The 15,761-nt window shown below is 68.6% G+C and carries 15 protein-coding genes; 2 read left to right on the top strand and 13 right to left on the bottom strand.

Annotated features, from left to right (window positions below; all coding sequences use genetic code 11):
* Positions 1-98: 98 nt before the first annotated feature.
* From ACFPIH_RS41040 to ACFPIH_RS41025, 4 genes are all read right to left on the bottom strand, one after another.
* A complete protein-coding gene (locus ACFPIH_RS41040; RefSeq protein WP_381177784.1) occupies positions 99-470 on the bottom strand; it encodes an FKBP-type peptidyl-prolyl cis-trans isomerase in 372 nt (123 codons plus the stop codon).
* Positions 471-537: 67 nt separating this feature from the next.
* Entirely contained in the window at positions 538-1,545 is a 1,008-nt protein-coding gene (locus ACFPIH_RS41035) for an FKBP-type peptidyl-prolyl cis-trans isomerase (protein ID WP_381177787.1), read from the bottom strand.
* Between the two features lie 125 nt (positions 1,546-1,670).
* Entirely contained in the window at positions 1,671-3,032 is a 1,362-nt protein-coding gene (gene pafA / locus ACFPIH_RS41030) for a Pup--protein ligase (RefSeq protein WP_381177790.1), read from the bottom strand.
* 9 nt (positions 3,033-3,041) lie between these two features.
* Positions 3,042-4,301 carry an MFS transporter gene (locus ACFPIH_RS41025; RefSeq protein WP_381177793.1) on the bottom strand — a complete coding sequence of 420 codons (1,260 nt, stop codon included), beginning with the start codon at positions 4,299-4,301 and terminating at the stop codon, positions 3,042-3,044.
* A 95-nt stretch (positions 4,302-4,396) separates the two neighbouring features.
* On the opposite strand from ACFPIH_RS41025, the gene ACFPIH_RS41020 reads away from it, so the two are divergent.
* On the top strand, positions 4,397-5,416 hold the full coding sequence (locus ACFPIH_RS41020; RefSeq protein WP_381177796.1) for a LacI family DNA-binding transcriptional regulator: 1,020 nt from the start codon (positions 4,397-4,399) through the stop codon (positions 5,414-5,416).
* Positions 5,417-5,476: 60 nt separating this feature from the next.
* Here the strand turns inward: ACFPIH_RS41020 and prcA are convergent, their stop codons facing one another.
* The 6 genes from prcA to arc all read right to left on the bottom strand — a co-directional run bounded on the left by prcA (position 5,477) and on the right by arc (position 11,671).
* Positions 5,477-6,217 (bottom strand): proteasome subunit alpha, encoded by a 741-nt coding sequence (prcA, locus tag ACFPIH_RS41015; protein ID WP_381177799.1) that lies wholly within the window; start codon positions 6,215-6,217, stop codon positions 5,477-5,479.
* Between the two features lie 70 nt (positions 6,218-6,287).
* Complete coding sequence (gene prcB, locus ACFPIH_RS41010) at positions 6,288-7,133, bottom strand: proteasome subunit beta (RefSeq protein ID WP_381177802.1); 846 nt, start codon at positions 7,131-7,133, stop codon at positions 6,288-6,290.
* A complete protein-coding gene (locus ACFPIH_RS41005; protein ID WP_381177805.1) occupies positions 7,085-7,684 on the bottom strand; it encodes an endonuclease VII domain-containing protein in 600 nt (199 codons plus the stop codon). Before ACFPIH_RS41005 ends, prcB begins: the two co-directional genes overlap by 49 nt.
* A 48-nt stretch (positions 7,685-7,732) precedes the next feature.
* Positions 7,733-7,951 (bottom strand): ubiquitin-like protein Pup, encoded by a 219-nt coding sequence (locus ACFPIH_RS41000; protein WP_366885842.1) that lies wholly within the window; start codon positions 7,949-7,951, stop codon positions 7,733-7,735.
* 199 nt (positions 7,952-8,150) lie between these two features.
* Positions 8,151-9,662 carry a depupylase/deamidase Dop gene (dop, locus tag ACFPIH_RS40995; RefSeq protein ID WP_381177810.1) on the bottom strand — a complete coding sequence of 504 codons (1,512 nt, stop codon included), beginning with the start codon at positions 9,660-9,662 and terminating at the stop codon, positions 8,151-8,153.
* 242 nt (positions 9,663-9,904) lie between these two features.
* The gene (gene arc / locus ACFPIH_RS40990; RefSeq protein WP_381177813.1) at positions 9,905-11,671 is read right to left on the bottom strand and encodes a proteasome ATPase; all 1,767 of its coding nucleotides are present in this window, start codon (positions 11,669-11,671) and stop codon (positions 9,905-9,907) included.
* Positions 11,672-11,913: 242 nt separating this feature from the next.
* Here arc and ACFPIH_RS40985 point away from each other — a divergent pair, with 242 nt between their 5' ends.
* Complete coding sequence (locus ACFPIH_RS40985; RefSeq protein ID WP_381177816.1) at positions 11,914-12,219, top strand: ferredoxin; 306 nt, start codon at positions 11,914-11,916, stop codon at positions 12,217-12,219.
* Positions 12,220-12,277: 58 nt separating this feature from the next.
* Here ACFPIH_RS40985 and ACFPIH_RS40980 read toward each other — a convergent pair whose 3' ends face one another.
* The 3 genes from ACFPIH_RS40980 to ACFPIH_RS40970 all read right to left on the bottom strand — a co-directional run bounded on the left by ACFPIH_RS40980 (position 12,278) and on the right by ACFPIH_RS40970 (position 15,712).
* Positions 12,278-12,850 (bottom strand): hypothetical protein, encoded by a 573-nt coding sequence (locus tag ACFPIH_RS40980; protein ID WP_381177819.1) that lies wholly within the window; start codon positions 12,848-12,850, stop codon positions 12,278-12,280.
* A 211-nt stretch (positions 12,851-13,061) separates the two neighbouring features.
* Complete coding sequence (locus tag ACFPIH_RS40975) at positions 13,062-13,967, bottom strand: tRNA (adenine-N1)-methyltransferase (protein WP_381177821.1); 906 nt, start codon at positions 13,965-13,967, stop codon at positions 13,062-13,064.
* Between the two features lie 50 nt (positions 13,968-14,017).
* Positions 14,018-15,712, bottom strand: a complete 1,695-nt coding sequence (locus ACFPIH_RS40970; RefSeq protein ID WP_381177824.1) for a site-2 protease family protein — start codon at positions 15,710-15,712, stop codon at positions 14,018-14,020.
* Between the last annotated feature and the right edge of the window lie 49 nt (positions 15,713-15,761).

Raw genomic sequence — 15,761 nt, 5'->3', positions numbered from 1 at the left:
GCGGTGGCCTGGCAAAAGCCGAGGGCCCATGCCCGCACGGGCATGGGCCCCGGATGATCGAGAGATGATCGACTCCGGTCGGTTCCCGCTGGGACCGCTCAGACCGCGATCAGGTCCACGACGAAGATCAGCGTCTCGCCGGGCTTGATCGCGGGAGTCGGGCTCTGGTCGCCGTAAGCGAGGTGGGCCGGAATGGTCAGCTGGCGACGCCCGCCGACCTTCATGCCCTGCACACCCTGGTCCCAGCCCTTGATGACCCGGCCGCCGCCCAGCGGGAAGCGGAACGGAGCGCCGCGGTTCCAGCTGGCGTCGAACTCCTCACCGGTGCTGAAGGAGACACCCACATAGTGGACGGTGACGGTCTGACCGGCCTGCGCGACCTCGCCGTCGCCCTCCCAGATTTCCTTGATCTCCAGGTCCGCCGGGGGCTCGCCTTCGGGGAAGTCGATCTCGGGCTTCTCGCTGCTCACGTCTCTGGCTCCTGCTTGTCGGGAAACAACACACACAGTCTCGCATCCCGGACGCACCGGGGCCGCCTCACCACTTCGCGAGGATGTCCACCGAGAACACCATCGTGGAGTCCTTCTCGATACCGCTGCCGCTCGGGGGGTTGTCGCCGTAGCCCAGCGACGGCGGGATCACGATGACGACCCTGCTGCCCACCTTCTTGCCCGTCAAACCCTGCGCCCAGCCCTTGACGACCTGCGACAGCCCGAACGACGTCAGCGCCTTGCGGCTGTACGTCGAGTCGAACTCCTTGCCGGTGTCCCAGATGACGCCCTTGTACTGCACGAGCACGTTGTTCTCCGCCGCGACCGCCTCGCCGTCGCCCTCGATGACGTAGTTCGCCACCAGCTTGGTCGGCGGGTCCACCTTGGGGATCTTGATGTCGGGCGCCTTGCCGTCGGTGTTGGTGCCGACCGTGGGCAGCTTGGCGCCGTCCTGCGGGACGTCCTTGCCCTCGGCCGAGCTGCTCGCGGTGAACGTCTTCTCCAGGTCCACCACGAACACCAGCGTGTCGGTGCCCTTGATACCGGCCTGCGCCTGGCCCTCTGCGCCGTAACCCCAGGTCGGCGGCACCGAGAACTCCACCCGGCTGCCGGTCTTCTTGCCCGCCAGCGCATACCGCCAGCCGTCGATGATGCTGCCCTGGGCCAGCTGGATGACCAACGGCGTCTTACGGTCGTAGGAGTTGTCGAAGACCTTCGCGGTGTCCCAGATCTGCCCCAGGTAGTTCGCCTGGACGTAGTCGTTCTCCGCGACGACCTTCCCGCCGCCCGCGATCAGCGTCTTCACCGCCAGCTGGTCCGAGGGATCACCGCTGCCCTTCGCGACCGTCGGCTTCTCACCGAACTTGGTGCCCGCCGTGACCGCCGGCAGCGGACCGTCCACGATCTTCGGCGCCGGCGCGGCAGAGGTCTCCGAGGCCGAGGGCGACGGGCTGTCGCTCGACTTGCTCGAGTCGGACTTGTCGTCGTCACTGCACGCGGAGAGCGTGACCAGTCCCGCGGGTACGGCGGCAAGGATGAGTGAGCGTCGGCGCACGATAAAGCCTCGTAATCGGTTGATCTTGTGAAGGGCGTGCGCGCAACTCTACGGCGTGAGAAGGGCGCCGTACGGAAAACGTACGGCGCCCGTGTGGCGTTCCGGAGGTCTTTCCGGACGCATACCTACATTCCGGCGATCAGCTTCTCCACCCGGTCGTCCACCGAACGGAACGGGTCCTTGCACAACACCGTGCGCTGTGCCTGGTCGTTGAGCTTCAGGTGCACCCAGTCCACCGTGAAGTCCCGGCGCTGCTCCTGCGCCCGGCGGATGAAATCGCCGCGCAACCGCGCCCTGGTGGTCTGCGGCGGCACCGACTTGCCCTCGAAGATCTTCAAGTCGTTGCAGATCCGCGCGGCTTGGCCCTTGCGCTCCAGCAGGTAGTAGAGACCACGACGACGGTGGATGTCGTGGTAGGCGAGGTCTATCTGCGCCACGCGCGGATGCGACATCGTCATGTTGTGCTTGGCCCGGTACCGCTCGATGAGCTGGTACTTCATCACCCAGTCGATCTCGGTGCCGATCCGGTCCAGATCCTCGGCCTCGATCGCGTCCAGCGTGCGGCCCCACAGCTCCAGGACCTGGTCGACCGTGCCCGTGCGGATACCGCGACGCTCGACGAAGTCCACGGCCTTCTCGTAGTACTCGCGCTGCACCTCCAGCGCCGACGCCTCCCTGCCGCTGGCCAGGCGCACCTTGCGCCGGCCCGTGAGGTCATGGCTGACCTCGCGGATCGCCCGGATCGGGTTCTCCAGGGTCAGGTCCCGCATCACCGTGCCCGCCTCGATCATGCGCAGCACCAGGTCGGTCGCCCCGACCTTCAGCAGCATGGTCGTCTCGGACATGTTCGAGTCGCCCACGATCACATGCAGCCGACGGTAACGCTCCGCGTCCGCGTGCGGCTCGTCGCGAGTGTTGATGATGGGCCGGGAGCGCGTCGTCGCCGAGGAGACGCCCTCCCAGATGTGCTCGGCCCGCTGGCTGACGCAGTAGACCGCCCCGCGGGGCGTCTGCAGCACCTTGCCCGCGCCGCACAGCAGCTGCCGGGTCACCAGGAACGGAATCAGGATGTCCGCGAGCCGGGAGAACTCCCCGTGCCGGGCCACCAGGTAGTTCTCGTGGCAACCGTAAGAGTTGCCCGCCGAGTCGGTGTTGTTCTTGAAGAGGTAGACGTCGCCCGCGATTCCTTCCTCGTGCAGGCGTCGTTCCGCGTCCACCAGGAGTCCTTCGAGAATGCGCTCGCCGGCCTTGTCGTGGGTGACCAGCTCGGTCACATTGTCACATTCCGGTGTTGCGTATTCCGGATGCGATCCCACGTCCAGATAGAGGCGGGCGCCGTTCCGCAGAAAGACATTGCTGCTTCGGCCCCATGACACGACACGGCGGAAGAGGTACCGCGCCACCTCGTCAGGCGACAGGCGGCGCTGTCCCCTGAACGTGCACGTGACGCCGTACTCGTTCTCCAGCCCGAAAATGCGGCGGTCCATGACTGAACATTACGCCCGATCACCGGAACTGAAACGGGGTTCGGCCGCACGGTTTGGATCATTTTCCGATGAAGCCGCAACCACCGCACTTCCCGCAGGAGCCGCCAGTACCCGCCCCGTGACCAGCAAAACCAGCAATGACACGGCACCCGCCGCACCCGGCACCGCGAACCCCCACACCGCCCCGCCCGCCTCGACGACCGGACCCGCCAGGCCCGTTCCCACCGACGCGCCGACCGTGAACATGGTCACCAGCCACGAGAACGCCTCCGTCACCGTCCCGCGCGGCGCGTGCCGGTCCACGATGACGAACGCACAGGCCAGCACCGGCGCCAGGAACACCCCGGCCAGCACCGCCAGCGCCACCATCGCCACCGCGCCCGGCATCAGAGCCAGCGGCAGATAACACGCCGCCAGAAGCCCCACCAGCACCCGCAGTCGCCGCTCCGGCACCCCCGCCCACTCCCGCGCTCCATAGGCCAGCCCACCGAGCAGGGCGCCAAGGCCCAGAGCCGCCATCAGCCAGCCGTACACCACGTCACCACCGTGGTCGTCCGCATACGGCACCGCGGCCACCGTGATGGAACCCATCGCCACGCCCACACACAGCAACGCGCCCAGCAGCACCAGCAGCGCGGGCGACCGCAGCGCCCCCAGCCAGTGCGCCTCCCGCGGAGCCGAACGCCACGCGCGCGAGGGCCGCGACACGACCACCGAGAGCGCCCCCAGCACCCCCACCGCGTTCAGCACCAGCAGCGCCGCCCGCTCCGACCCCAGCGCCACACACAGGGTCACCAGCAGCGGCCCGACCGTGAACATCACCTCCTGGGCGACCGCGTCCATGGCATACGCCGTGTGAACCTGGTCCTCCCGCTTCAGCACCGACGGCCACAGCGCCCGCAGCCCGCCCTCCAGCGGAGGCGTGAACGACCCCGCGACCACCACGGCGACGTACGCCAACGGGAGCGGATCGGTGCCCGTGAAGGCGAAGAGTGCCATCGCCAGAGCCGAGACGACCGCCGCCGGCAACTGCACCCGCGGCTGCCCGTACAGGTCCACCAGCCGCCCCAGCACCGGCTGGCCCACGGCACTCGCCACGCCGTACACCGACACCAGCGCGCCCGCCAGGCTGTATGTGCCGCCCTCCGCCCGCACGAACAGCATGATCGCGATGGCGGACGTGGCGTTGGGCAGCCGGCCGACGAGCGTGCCGGTCAGCAGCCGGGCGGCGTGCCTCGCCCGGAGGATCTCCAGGTATCTCCTGGCCATCGGTCGCCCTTCCGGCTGAAGTTTTACGTATAACGTCCTTCGTCATACGTACCATGTGCGCTGTTCACGAGTCCAGACGAAGGAGCAGACGGACGGTGGCACAAGGCAGCACCCGCCCCACAAGCCGTGACGTCGCCCAAGCCGCCGGCGTCTCCCAGGCCGCCGTCTCCCTGGTCCTCGGCGACAAATGGCGCGGCCGGGTCTCCGAGACCACCGCCCAACGAGTACGCCAAGCCGCCCGCGACCTCGGCTACCGGCCCAACCTCGCCGCCCGCAACCTCCGCCTCGGCCGCACCCGCACCGTACTCCTGGTGGTACCCGCCCTCACCACCGAATTCTTCGCCGGCGTCTACACCGGCGCCGCCCGCGTCGCCGCCGACCACGGCTTCGGAGTCGTCCTCTACCCCTCCCCCGAAGGCGTCGGCCCGGCCCGCGACCCCTTCGCCTCCGCCCAGGCCGCCCTCGACGGCGTCCTCGCCTCCTCCATGGCCGCCGACGCCCTCACCGCCATCCGCGGCGACCAGCTCCCCCTCGTCATGCTCGACAGCGACCCCGCCGGCAGCCTCGGCGCCGCCACCGTCAACCTCGACATCGCCGACGGCGTCCGCCAGGTCACCGACCACCTCCTCGCCCTCGGCCACCGCCACTTCCTGCACCTCGCCGCGGACATCCCCTCCTGGACCTTCGAGGTACGCGCGCGTGAACTCGCCACACGGCTCGCAGCGACACCCGGAACATCCCTGCGCACCGCACACGCCCCCATCACCATCGAAGGCGCCCTCAGGGCCGCGGAGGCCGCCCTGAGCGCCCCGGACCCCCACCGCCCCACCGCCGTCGTCTGCGACGACGACAAACTCGCCGCCGGCACCTACAAAGCCCTCCGCCGCCTCGGCCTGCGCATCCCCGACGACATCTCCGTCACCGGCCTCGACGACCTCACCCTCGCCACCGCCCTCGACCCCGAGCTGACGACCGTACGCCTCGACGCCGAGCTCTTCGGCGAACGCGGCATGCAAGCCCTCCTGGCCGTCCTGGAAGGCCGTACACCGGACGCGGGAGACATCCCCGTCCAACTCGTCGTACGAGGCTCCACAGCCCCACCAGGCGCCTCCTGAAACGCCCTGTGCCCCGGCCGAGAGATCGGCCGGGGCACACAAGGAGAAAACCGGGCGGGACTACTCTTCTTCCTCGGCGCTCTCCGCCTCCGTCGACGCACCGTCCGTCTCCAGCAGCCGGCCCAGCTGACGGCCCACGATCCGCTTGAACTTCCGCTGCTGCGGACGCGTACGGTCCAGCACGGCGACCTCCAGCCGCTCCGCCGGAATCTCCCGCTGCGTACCGTTCGTGTCCCGCGACAGAGCCTGCACCGCCAGCTTCAGCGCCTCCGCGAGGCTCATGCCGTCCTCGTGACGCTGATCCAGGTAACTGCCGATCTGCTCGGCATTGCCACCCACCGCGACCGAACCGTGCTCGTCCACGATCGAACCGTCATGCGGCAGCCGGTAGATCTGGTCACCGTCCGGAGTCTCACCGACCTCCGCCACGACCAGCTCCACCTCGTACGGCTTCTCACCGGCCGAGGAGAAGATCGTGCCCAGTGTCTGCGCGTACACGTTCGCCAGACCGCGGGCGGTCACGTCATCACGGTCATAGGTGTAACCCCGCAGGTCGGCATACCGCACGCCACCGATCCGCAGATTCTCGTACTCGTTGTACTTGCCGGCGGCGGCGAAGCCGATCCGGTCGTAGATCTCGCTGAACTTGTGCAGCGCACGGGACGGGTTCTCGCCGACGAACACAATGCCGTCGGCATACTGCAGCACGACCAGGCTGCGGCCACGGGCGATGCCCTTGCGCGCGTACTCCGCGCGGTCCGCCATCGCCTGCTGAGGTGAGACATAAAACGGCGTCGACACCGGCTAACCGTCCCTTTCTTTCGAATCTGTCGAAGTCACTGGATCACTCGGGACAAGAAACGGGCCGCTGCTACAGCAGGGCGGCGCGCGGGCCGTCCGGCTGCTCCAGGCGGCGCTCCAGGATCGAGCGGGCGATCTCGGAGGACTCCTCGTCGGTGAGCCTGCGGAAACCGTCCTCGGTGATCACGGTGACGATCGGGTAGATCCGGCGGGCGACATCGGGACCACCCGTCGCCGAGTCGTCGTCGGCCGCGTCGTACAGGGCCTGCACCACCAGCGTCGTGGCCTCGTCCTCGGACAGGTCGCCACGGAACAGCTTCTTCATCGCCCCGCGCGCGAACACCGAGCCCGAACCGGTGGCCGCGAAGTTGTGCTCCTCGGAACGGCCGCCCGTGACGTCGTAGGAGAAGATCCGGCCCCGGTCGCGGTCCACGTCGAACCCGGCGAACAGCGGCACGACGGCCAGCCCCTGCATCGCCATGCCCAGATTGGAACGGATCATGGTCGACAGCCGGTTCGCCTTGCCCTCCAGCGAGAGCTGCGCCCCCTCGACCTTCTCGAAGTGCTCCAGCTCCAGCTGGAACAGCTTCACCATCTCGACGGCGAGACCGGCGGTACCGGCGATACCGACGGCCGAGTACTCGTCCGCCGGGAACACCTTCTCGATGTCCCGCTGCGCGATGACGTTACCCATGGTCGCCCGCCGGTCACCGGCGAGCACCACGCCGCCGGGGAAGGTCACGGCCACGATCGTCGTCCCGTGCGGCGCCTCGATCACACCCTGCATCGGAGGCAGCTGCCGGTTGCCGGGCAGCATCTCCGGCTGGTGATCGGACAGAAAGTCCATGAACGACGAGGACCCAGGCGTCAGGAAGGCAGCTGGTAGACGCCCGGTGCTACGAGTGTTGGCTTCCACGCGTTTCCTTCCACGTATGCAGCAGCCCGCCTTATGGCATCGGGCCGATCTTTGAACTGCCCCAGTGCGGCGTTGCAGCTGAAGCACAGTACGCCACGGACCCTACCCGTCTTGTGGCAGTGATCCACATGTGCGGCGGGGGCCGACAGACATATGCAGCAGACGCCTCCCTGAGAGGCGATCAACCCGTCGCGCTCAGCTTCGGTGAGACCGTACTGGCGCTTTAGATGATCTTGACGTCCCTGGGTGGCGCGGCACGACTTACAACGTGTTGACAGGCCGTCGGGGGCGGTGGCGTTCCGATGCCATTCACTGTGCGGCTTCACCTCGCCGCACGTACGGCAGAGTTTGCGCCCTGCGGGGACGTCCGCCTTCTCACGTACCGACTTCCCCATCGCCTCCCGGCGGCGCCGGTAGTGCGCGGCGCTGTACTCCGCCACGCACTCCCGGCATCGCACCTGAAGGCCATCGGCCCGATTCCTGTCCCGCGCGAACGCGTCGGAAGGCAGGCTCCGCTTGCAGCCTGTGCACTTCTTCGGCCCGTCCACCACTCGACCCCCCGAATCCTTCACTTCGAAGGCGAAGTGACCAACCTGCCTTTACTCCCCACCCTTTTGCACAAATGAGCGCACGAAATCCTCGGCGTTCTCCTCGAGTACATCGTCAATTTCGTCAAGAACCGAGTCGACGTCGTCGCTCAGCTTCTCCTGGCGTTCCTTGAGGTCTTCCGAGGCCTGCGCCTCCGGCGCCTGCTCCTCGGTCTCCTCCGTGGAGCGCGTCGCCTTCTGCTGGCCGCCGCCGGTGTCCTTGGTCGCCATTACCCTCACCCCGCTCATTTCGCCCGACATGTTCGACAGGACGGCATTCCTGCCGATCGGTGGTGATCAGACCCTACAAGGCGGGTCTGACATCGGCCCGGTAGTTGTTCCAACGTACGGGGGCCATCTCCATGATTCCCGGACGGCGGGGTTTCCACCCCGGCCGCCGGACACGGTCCGGTACCGGCAGAAGTCCTGCTCAGCCGCCTGACAGGACCCTGACCAGGTCTTCTGCCGTGCGGCAGCGGTCCAGGAGCTCCTTGACGTGATTTCGCGTTCCGCGAAGTGGTTCGAGGGTTGGGACGCGCTGGAGCGAATCCCGACCGGGGAGATCGAAGATGACCGAGTCCCAGGAGGCGGCGGCGACGTCGTCGGCGTACTGCTCGAGGCAGCGGCCGCGGAAGTACGCGCGTGTGTCCTCCGGCGGCTTGGTCCGCGCCCGCTCGACCTCGGACTCGTCCAGGAGCCGCTTCATGCGGCCACGGGCCGCGAGGCGGTTGTAGAGGCCCTTCTCGGCCCGTACGTCGGCGTACTGGAGGTCGACGAGGTGCAGGCGTGCCGCGTCCCAGTCGAGGCTGTCACGGCGGCGGTAGCCCTCCATGAGCTCACGCTTGGCGACCCAGTCGAGTTCGCCGGCGAGGCTCATGTGGTCGTTCTCCAGGCGCGTGAGGGTGTCCTCCCAGCGGCCGAGGACGTCCTTGGTCTGGTCGTCGGCGTCGGCACCGTAGCGCTCCTCCACGTATTTGCGGGAGAGCTCGTAGTACTCCATCTGGAGTTGGACGGCGGTGAGTGTCCGGCCGCTGCGGAGCGTGACCAGGCGCTTGAGGGTGGGGTCGTGGGAGACCTGGTGCAGGGTGCGGACGGGCTGGTCCACGGCCAGGTCCACCGCGATGAAGCCGTCCTCGATCATCGACAGAACCAGGGCCGTCGTGCCGAGCTTGAGGTAGGTCGAGATCTCGGAGAGGTTCGCGTCGCCGATGATCACGTGGAGGCGGCGGTATTTCTCGGCGTCGGCGTGGGGCTCGTCGCGGGTGTTGATGATCGGGCGCTTCAGGGTCGTCTCGAGGCCTACTTCGACTTCGAAGTAGTCGGCGCGCTGGCTGAGCTGGAAGCCGTGTTCGTGGCCGTCCTGGCCGATGCCGACGCGGCCGGCGCCGGCGAAGACCTGGCGGGAGACGAAGAAGGGCGTGAGGTGGCGCACGATGTCCGAGAAGGCGGTCTCGCGCTTCATGAGGTAGTTCTCGTGCGTGCCGTAGGAGGCGCCCTTGTTGTCGGTGTTGTTCTTGTAGAGGTGGATGGGCTGGGCACCGGGGAGCTGGGCCGCGCGTTCGGCGGCTTCGGCCATGATCCGTTCGCCGGCCTTGTCCCAGAGGACGGCGTCGCGGGGGTTGGTGACCTCGGGGGCGCTGTATTCGGGGTGTGCGTGGTCGACGTAGAGGCGGGCGCCGTTGGTGAGGATCACGTTGGCGAGGCCGATGTCCTCGTCGGTGAGCTGGCTGGCGTCGGCGGCCTCGCGGGCGAGGTCGAAGCCTCGCGCGTCCCGGAGCGGGTTCTCCTCCTCGAAGTCCCAGCGGGCCCGGCGGGCCCGGTGCATCGCCGCCGCGTAGGCGTTGACGATCTGGGACGAGGTGAGCATGGCATTGGCGTTGGGGTGGCCGGGGACGGAGATCCCGTACTCCGTCTCGATGCCCATTACTCGCCGTACGGTCATGCGGCCCTCCTTGCCCGGCGGCGCCCTCGGTCGTGGGTGCCACTCCAGTACCGCGGGTGCTCCGGTGCGTGTGCGGTGCCCGTCCCCGCACTGCGCCCGGCGGTACGAAAGAGCCTAGAACGCCGCTGCGCCGGCGGGGAGATCATTTGCGTCATTGCCTTGCACGCCTCTTGTTGCGGCCATGGCCTGAAAAAGCAATCGGCTGCGGGTACCCGTGGTGGGCACCCGCAGCCGCCCTGTTTTTACAGGTACTGTCCGGTGTTGGCCACCGTGTCGATGGAGCGTCCGGTGTCCGCGCCCTGCTTTCCGGTGATGAGGGTACGGATGTAAACGATCCGTTCGCCCTTCTTTCCGGAGATCCGGGCCCAGTCGTCGGGGTTGGTGGTGTTGGGAAGGTCCTCGTTCTCCTTGAACTCGTCCACGCATGCCTGGAGGAGGTGGGAGACGCGCAGGCCCTTCTGGTTCTTTTCGAGGAAGTCCTTGATCGCCATTTTCTTGGCGCGGCCCACGATGTTTTCGATCATGGCGCCGGAGTTGAAGTCCTTGAAGAAGAGGACTTCCTTGTCGCCGTTGGCGTAGGTGACTTCCAGGAAGCGGTTTTCCTCGGATTCTGCGTACATGTGTTCCACTGCCGACTGGATCATGCTCTGGGCGGTGGAGACCCTGTCGCCGCCGTGCTCGCCGAGGTCGTCGGGGTGCAGCGGGAGGCGTTCGGTGAGGTACTTGCCGAAGATGTCCTTGGCGGCTTCCGCGTCCGGACGCTCGATCTTGATCTTCACGTCGAGGCGGCCTGGGCGCAGGATGGCGGGGTCGATCATGTCCTCACGGTTGGAGGCGCCGATGACGACCACGTTCTGCAGGCCTTCGACGCCGTCGATCTCGGCGAGGAGCTGCGGGACGATGGTGTTCTCCACGTCCGAGCTGACGCCGGAGCCGCGGGTGCGGAAGAGGGATTCCATCTCGTCGAAGAAGACGATGACGGGGGTGCCCTCGCTGGCCTTCTCGCGGGCTCGCTGGAAGACGAGCCGGATCTGGCGCTCGGTTTCGCCGACGTACTTGTTCAGGAGCTCGGGGCCCTTGATGTTGAGGAAGAAGCTCTTGCCGGCGGCTGCTCCGGTCACCTCGGCGACCTTTTTGGCCAGCGAGTTGGCGACTGCCTTGGCGATGAGCGTCTTGCCGCATCCGGGGGGTCCGTAGAGCAGGACGCCCTTGGGGGGGCGCAGTTCGTGCTCCTTGAACAGGTCCGGGTAGAGGTACGGGAGCTCCACGGCGTCCCGGATGGCCTCGATCTGTCCGCCGAGGCCGCCGATCTGCTCGTAGCCGATGTCGGGGACCTCTTCGAGGACGAGTTCTTCGACCTCGCTCTTGGGGACGATCTCGTAGACGTAGCCGGAGCGGGGTTCGAGCAGGAGGGCGTCGCCGGGGCGGATATTGACGTCCAGCAGTGGCTCGGCGAGCCTGACCACCCGTTCCTCGTCGGTGTGCCCGGTGACCAGGGCGCGCTCGCCGTCCTCGAGGATCTCCTTGAGGGTGACGATGTCCCCGACCCGCTCGTACTTCATGGCTTCGACCACGTTGAGCGCTTCGTTGAGCATCACTTCTTGGCCGCGCCGCAGGTCGTCGAGTTCGACGCTGGGGCTGACGTTCACGCGGAGTTTGCGGCCTCCGGTGAAGATGTCGGCGGTGCCGTCCTCGTTCGCCGTGAGGAAGACGCCGAAGCCGGCCGGGGGCTGTGCGAGCCGGTCGACTTCCTCCTTGAGGGCCACGATCTGATCGCGGGCCTCACGGAGTGTGTTGGCGAGTCGCTCGTTCTGGGCGGACACGCCGGCCAGGTTGGTCTGCAGCTCGACGATCCGCTCTTCGAGAATCCTCGTGTGTCGCGGAGAGTCGGCGAGCTTACGTCGCAGGACGGCGATCTCCTGCTCAAGGTAGGCAATCTGCCCGGACGGGTCGTCGGACCCTCGTCCCGGGCGGATGCCGCGGTTCATGTCGTCGTCGTGGGCTGCCACGGTCCTCACCTCCTCCAAGGGGAGCTGGACGCTTCCAGACCCTACCTGGGCGGGTGTCGATTGAAACCCCTAGATCACAAAGACTGTCGGGGTGTGTCCGATCTTCACCCTTGCGCTCTCCCTCACGCCAGGGGAATACCCACCGAACATGGTTGGGAAGCGGGCGGGGGTAGGGTCGAACTGTTCAACACCCGTCAGAGCCTGCATCGTTCCCGTGCGGGTCGACGATAAACGGCAGGGAGATGAGCGTGCAGCAGGAGGCCGGTGTCGGCGGTGAGGCGCTGGAGGTCTGGATCGACCAGGATCTCTGTACCGGCGACGGCATCTGCGCGCAGTACGCGCCGGAGGTGTTCGAGCTGGACATCGACGGTCTGGCGTATGTGAAGGGCCCGGCGGATGTGCTGTTGCAGGACCGTGGGGCGACCGCTCCTGTGCCGTTGCCGCTGTTGACGGACATCGTGGACTCGGCTCGGGAGTGTCCGGGCGAATGTATTCATGTACGTCGAGTTTCGGACATGGTCGAGGTTTACGGGCCGGACTCGGAGTGATCGGTCGGGCGCGGACGGTGAGAGTTGTCTGATTTCTCACAGCCGATGATGGCCTGATTCAGACGCTGTGGGCGCCGACCGGTGTCGAGCGGATGAACGTGTTGTCCTTCCACTGCCACTTGGCGCTGTCCTTCACGTCGGGGCAGCAACTGGGTACGTCGGGCGACGAGTAGCCGAGCAGCGTGGCGAGGACGGCGCCGTCGGTGACGGCGAGGGTCATGACGCTGGAGCGGGCCTTGGTGTCGACAAGGGTGGCGACCACGCGCGCGTGGGTGCTGTCGGCGCCCTGGGTGAGGACGTAGAGGGCGTCGGGCGGGGTGCCCATGGGGGCGTCGCAGTGCACGGCGGCGACGGTCTCGGGCCTGCCGTCGCCGTCGAGGTCTCCGCTGGCCTTCCTCATGACGAGGGCCTTCACGGGGCCGCAGTCGAGGGGGAAGTCGACGCCGGTGGTGGCGGGCGCGGTGGTGACGGTGGGCGAGGGCCGGGTGCCGGAGGCCTGGGCGGCTCTGGCCGGTCCGGGCTGGAGGACCGAGGTGAGGGCGACGACGCCGGCCACGGCGGTGGCGGTCGCGACCCAGTGGATCGGCCGGGTGTGGGTGTGGGCCAGTTCCGGGACGGCGGACTGCTGCACTAGGAGCGTCTCCTGGGGGCTGTGCCGGTGGGGGTGGGGGGTTGGGTGGCCAGCATCGTGCCACACGTCACAGTGCGGTGGAACGGCGGGGTGCGGGATCCCGGACGTCGGGGGTGGTGCGGCGCAACGCGAGGGCGCCGTGGCGGAGTTCCGGTGGTGGTGCGGGAACTCGGCCACGGCGCCCTGTCGTTGTGCGTGGTGAGGGGCCGGGTCAGCGGCCGTTTGCGGCTCCGTCGGCGTTGGGGCCGGCGTAGTCCTCGCCGTAGGCGCCCTTGGCGGGGCGGCGGCGGCGCATGGGCGGCTCGACGCCGTCGGCGAGGCGGCGGGCGGTGAGCAGGAAGCCGGTGTGGCCGATCATGCGATGGTCGGGGCGTACGGCGAGGCCCTCGATGTGCCAGTTGCGGATCATCGTCTCCCAGGCGGTCGGCTCGTTGAAGGAGCCGATCTCGCGGATGGACTCGACGGTCCGGGCGAGCTGGGTGGTGGTGGCGACGTAGCAGCACAGGATGCCGCCGGGGACGAGTGCCTTGGAGACGGCCTCCAGGCATTCCCAGGGGGCGAGCATGTCGAGGATGACGCGGTCGACGTCGGTGTCCGAGAGGTTGTCCTGGAGGTCGCCGACGGTGAGCTGCCAGGCGGGGTGGGGGCCGCCGAAGTAGCGCTCGACGTTCTGCTGGGCGATCTCGGCGAAGTCCTCGCGGCGCTCGTAGCTGTGCAGCATGCCCTGGTCGCCGATGGCACGCAGCAGGAAGCTGCTGAGCGAGCCGGAGCCGACGCCGGCCTCGACGACACGGGCGCCGGGGAAGATGTCGGCGAAGGCGAGGATCTGCCCGGCGTCCTTGGGGTAGACGACGGCTGCCCCGCGGGGCATGGACAGGACATAGTCGGGGAGCAGGGGGCGCAGCGCGAGGTAGGCGACGTTCCCGGTGGTGCGGACCACGCTGCCCTCGGGTGCGCCGATCAGTTCGTCGTGCGGGAAGGAACCCTTGTGGGTGTGGAAGTTCTTCCCGGCTTCGAGCGTGAACGTGTAGTGGCGGCCCTTGGGGTCGGTCAGCTGAACCTGGTCCCCGACCTTGAAGGGCCCGCGCCTGCGGGCGGCACCGGTCGGTTCGGACATGTGAACAGCCTACCGGCGTTTGTGGGGGCCGCCGACCACGGGTGCGGGGTCTAGGACGGTCGGGCCATGGCCTTGACGAAGGCGCGCTCGACGTCGGCCGCGGACAGGACGCCGAAGATCTCGCCGGTCTCCTCTACGACGAGGTACTCGGTGGCGGGGGTGGCGCGCAGGACGTCGAGGAGGTCCTCGCCGGCGAGTTCGGCGGAGACGCGCATGCCGTCGGTGAGGTCCTGGGCGAGGCCGCTGACGGCTACCCAGGGGCGGCGGTGTTCGGGTACGCCGACGATGGCGGCCTCGCGGACGAGGGAGAGGGGTTCGCCGTGGGCGTCGACGACGACGAGGGCTCGGGCGCCGGCGGCGTTGGCGCGGCGCAGGGCCTCGGAGAGGGGGGTGTGGGTCTCCACGGGGACGGCGCGGCGGGTGAGGGTTCGGGCCCGGAGGTCGGGGAGGTGCTCGCGCAGGCGGGCCATACGCAGGCTGTTGCCGGCGCCGGTCCAGATGATCGCGGCGAGGATGGCCGCGAGCAGGGCGTCGGTGACGGTGTCCATGCCGACGCTGTCCTCGGCGCTGGAACCGAGCGCGCCGGACTGGGTGAGCAGCGGGAGGCCGATGAGGACGGAGACGGCGAGGGCGCGGCCGACCCAGGCGGCGGCGATGGTGCCGCTCATCGGCCTGCCGGTGATCTTCCAGACGACGGCGCGGAGCATCCGGCCGCCGTCGAGGGGCAGGCCGGGGAGGAGGTTGAAGATCGCCACGATGAGGTTGGAGATCATCAGGCCGGCGAGCAGGACGCCGGGGACCGTGCCGGGCTCCACGGGCTGCATGGCGACGTAGAAGACGCCGGCGAGGACGAGGGAGAGGAGGGGGCCGACGAAGGCCAGCCAGAACTCGCGGCCGGGGGTCTCGGCCTCCTTCTCGATCTCGGAGACGCCGCCGAAGAACTGGAGCTGGATGCGGCGGACCGGGAGTTTGAAGCGGAGGGCGGCGACGGTGTGGGCGAGTTCGTGGATGAGCACGGAGGCGTAGAAGGCCACGGCGAAGAACAGGGAGACCAGGTAGCGGGCGGCGCCGAGTTCGGGCAGCACGCGGTCGAGTTGTCCGCCGAACACCCAGGTGATCAGCGCGGCGACGAGGAACCAGCTGGGCGCCACGTACACGGGCACGCCGAACGGCCGTCCCATGAGCAGCCCGCCGCGCGGCTGCTCCGGCGGTCGCCGCGGCGGGGGGCCCTTGGTGAGGGCGGGGGTGGGAGCGGTGGTCTCGCCTGCGGTGGGCTCGGCGGAGCCGGTGTGGGCGTGGGCCCGGGAGGCGTGGTCGTCGGCGGGGGCCGGGGTGGCGGGCGGCGTGGGGGGCCCGGCCGACGTGGGCGTGGTCGATGTGTCCGCCTCGGCGTCCGCCACGGGGCCGGATGGCTCCGGGTGCTCGGCCGGTGTGCCTGACGTCGGCTCGTGGGACGGTTCCGGCGTCGGCGCGGGTGTCTCGGACGGGGTGTCTGCCGACGGCCTGTCGGGGTGTTCCGGTGTGGGGGCGGGGGGCGCGGACGGGGTGTCTGCGGACGGCTCGCCGGGGTGTTCCGGCGCGGGGGTGTGGGGCTCGGACGGGGTGTCGCGCTCCGGTGTGGGAGAGGTGTCGGCGGCGGGGGCCGTGTCCTGCTCGGGGTTGTGGGGGGCCGTCGGGTCGTGAGGGTGCTCGGCCGATGTCTCGCTGTCCGGCCGCGGCCGCCCGCTCCCGCCGCTTTCCACCACGGTGTCCCCTCGATCGAAGCGTCTCCCGCCTCTGACGGGCGGAAGGGTC

It is taken from the genome of Streptomyces vulcanius (assembly GCF_042653945.1).
GTDB classification, from domain to species: Bacteria; Actinomycetota; Actinomycetes; order Streptomycetales; family Streptomycetaceae; genus Streptomyces; species Streptomyces mangrovi.
This window is presented reverse-complemented; position numbering and strand designations above follow the sequence as displayed.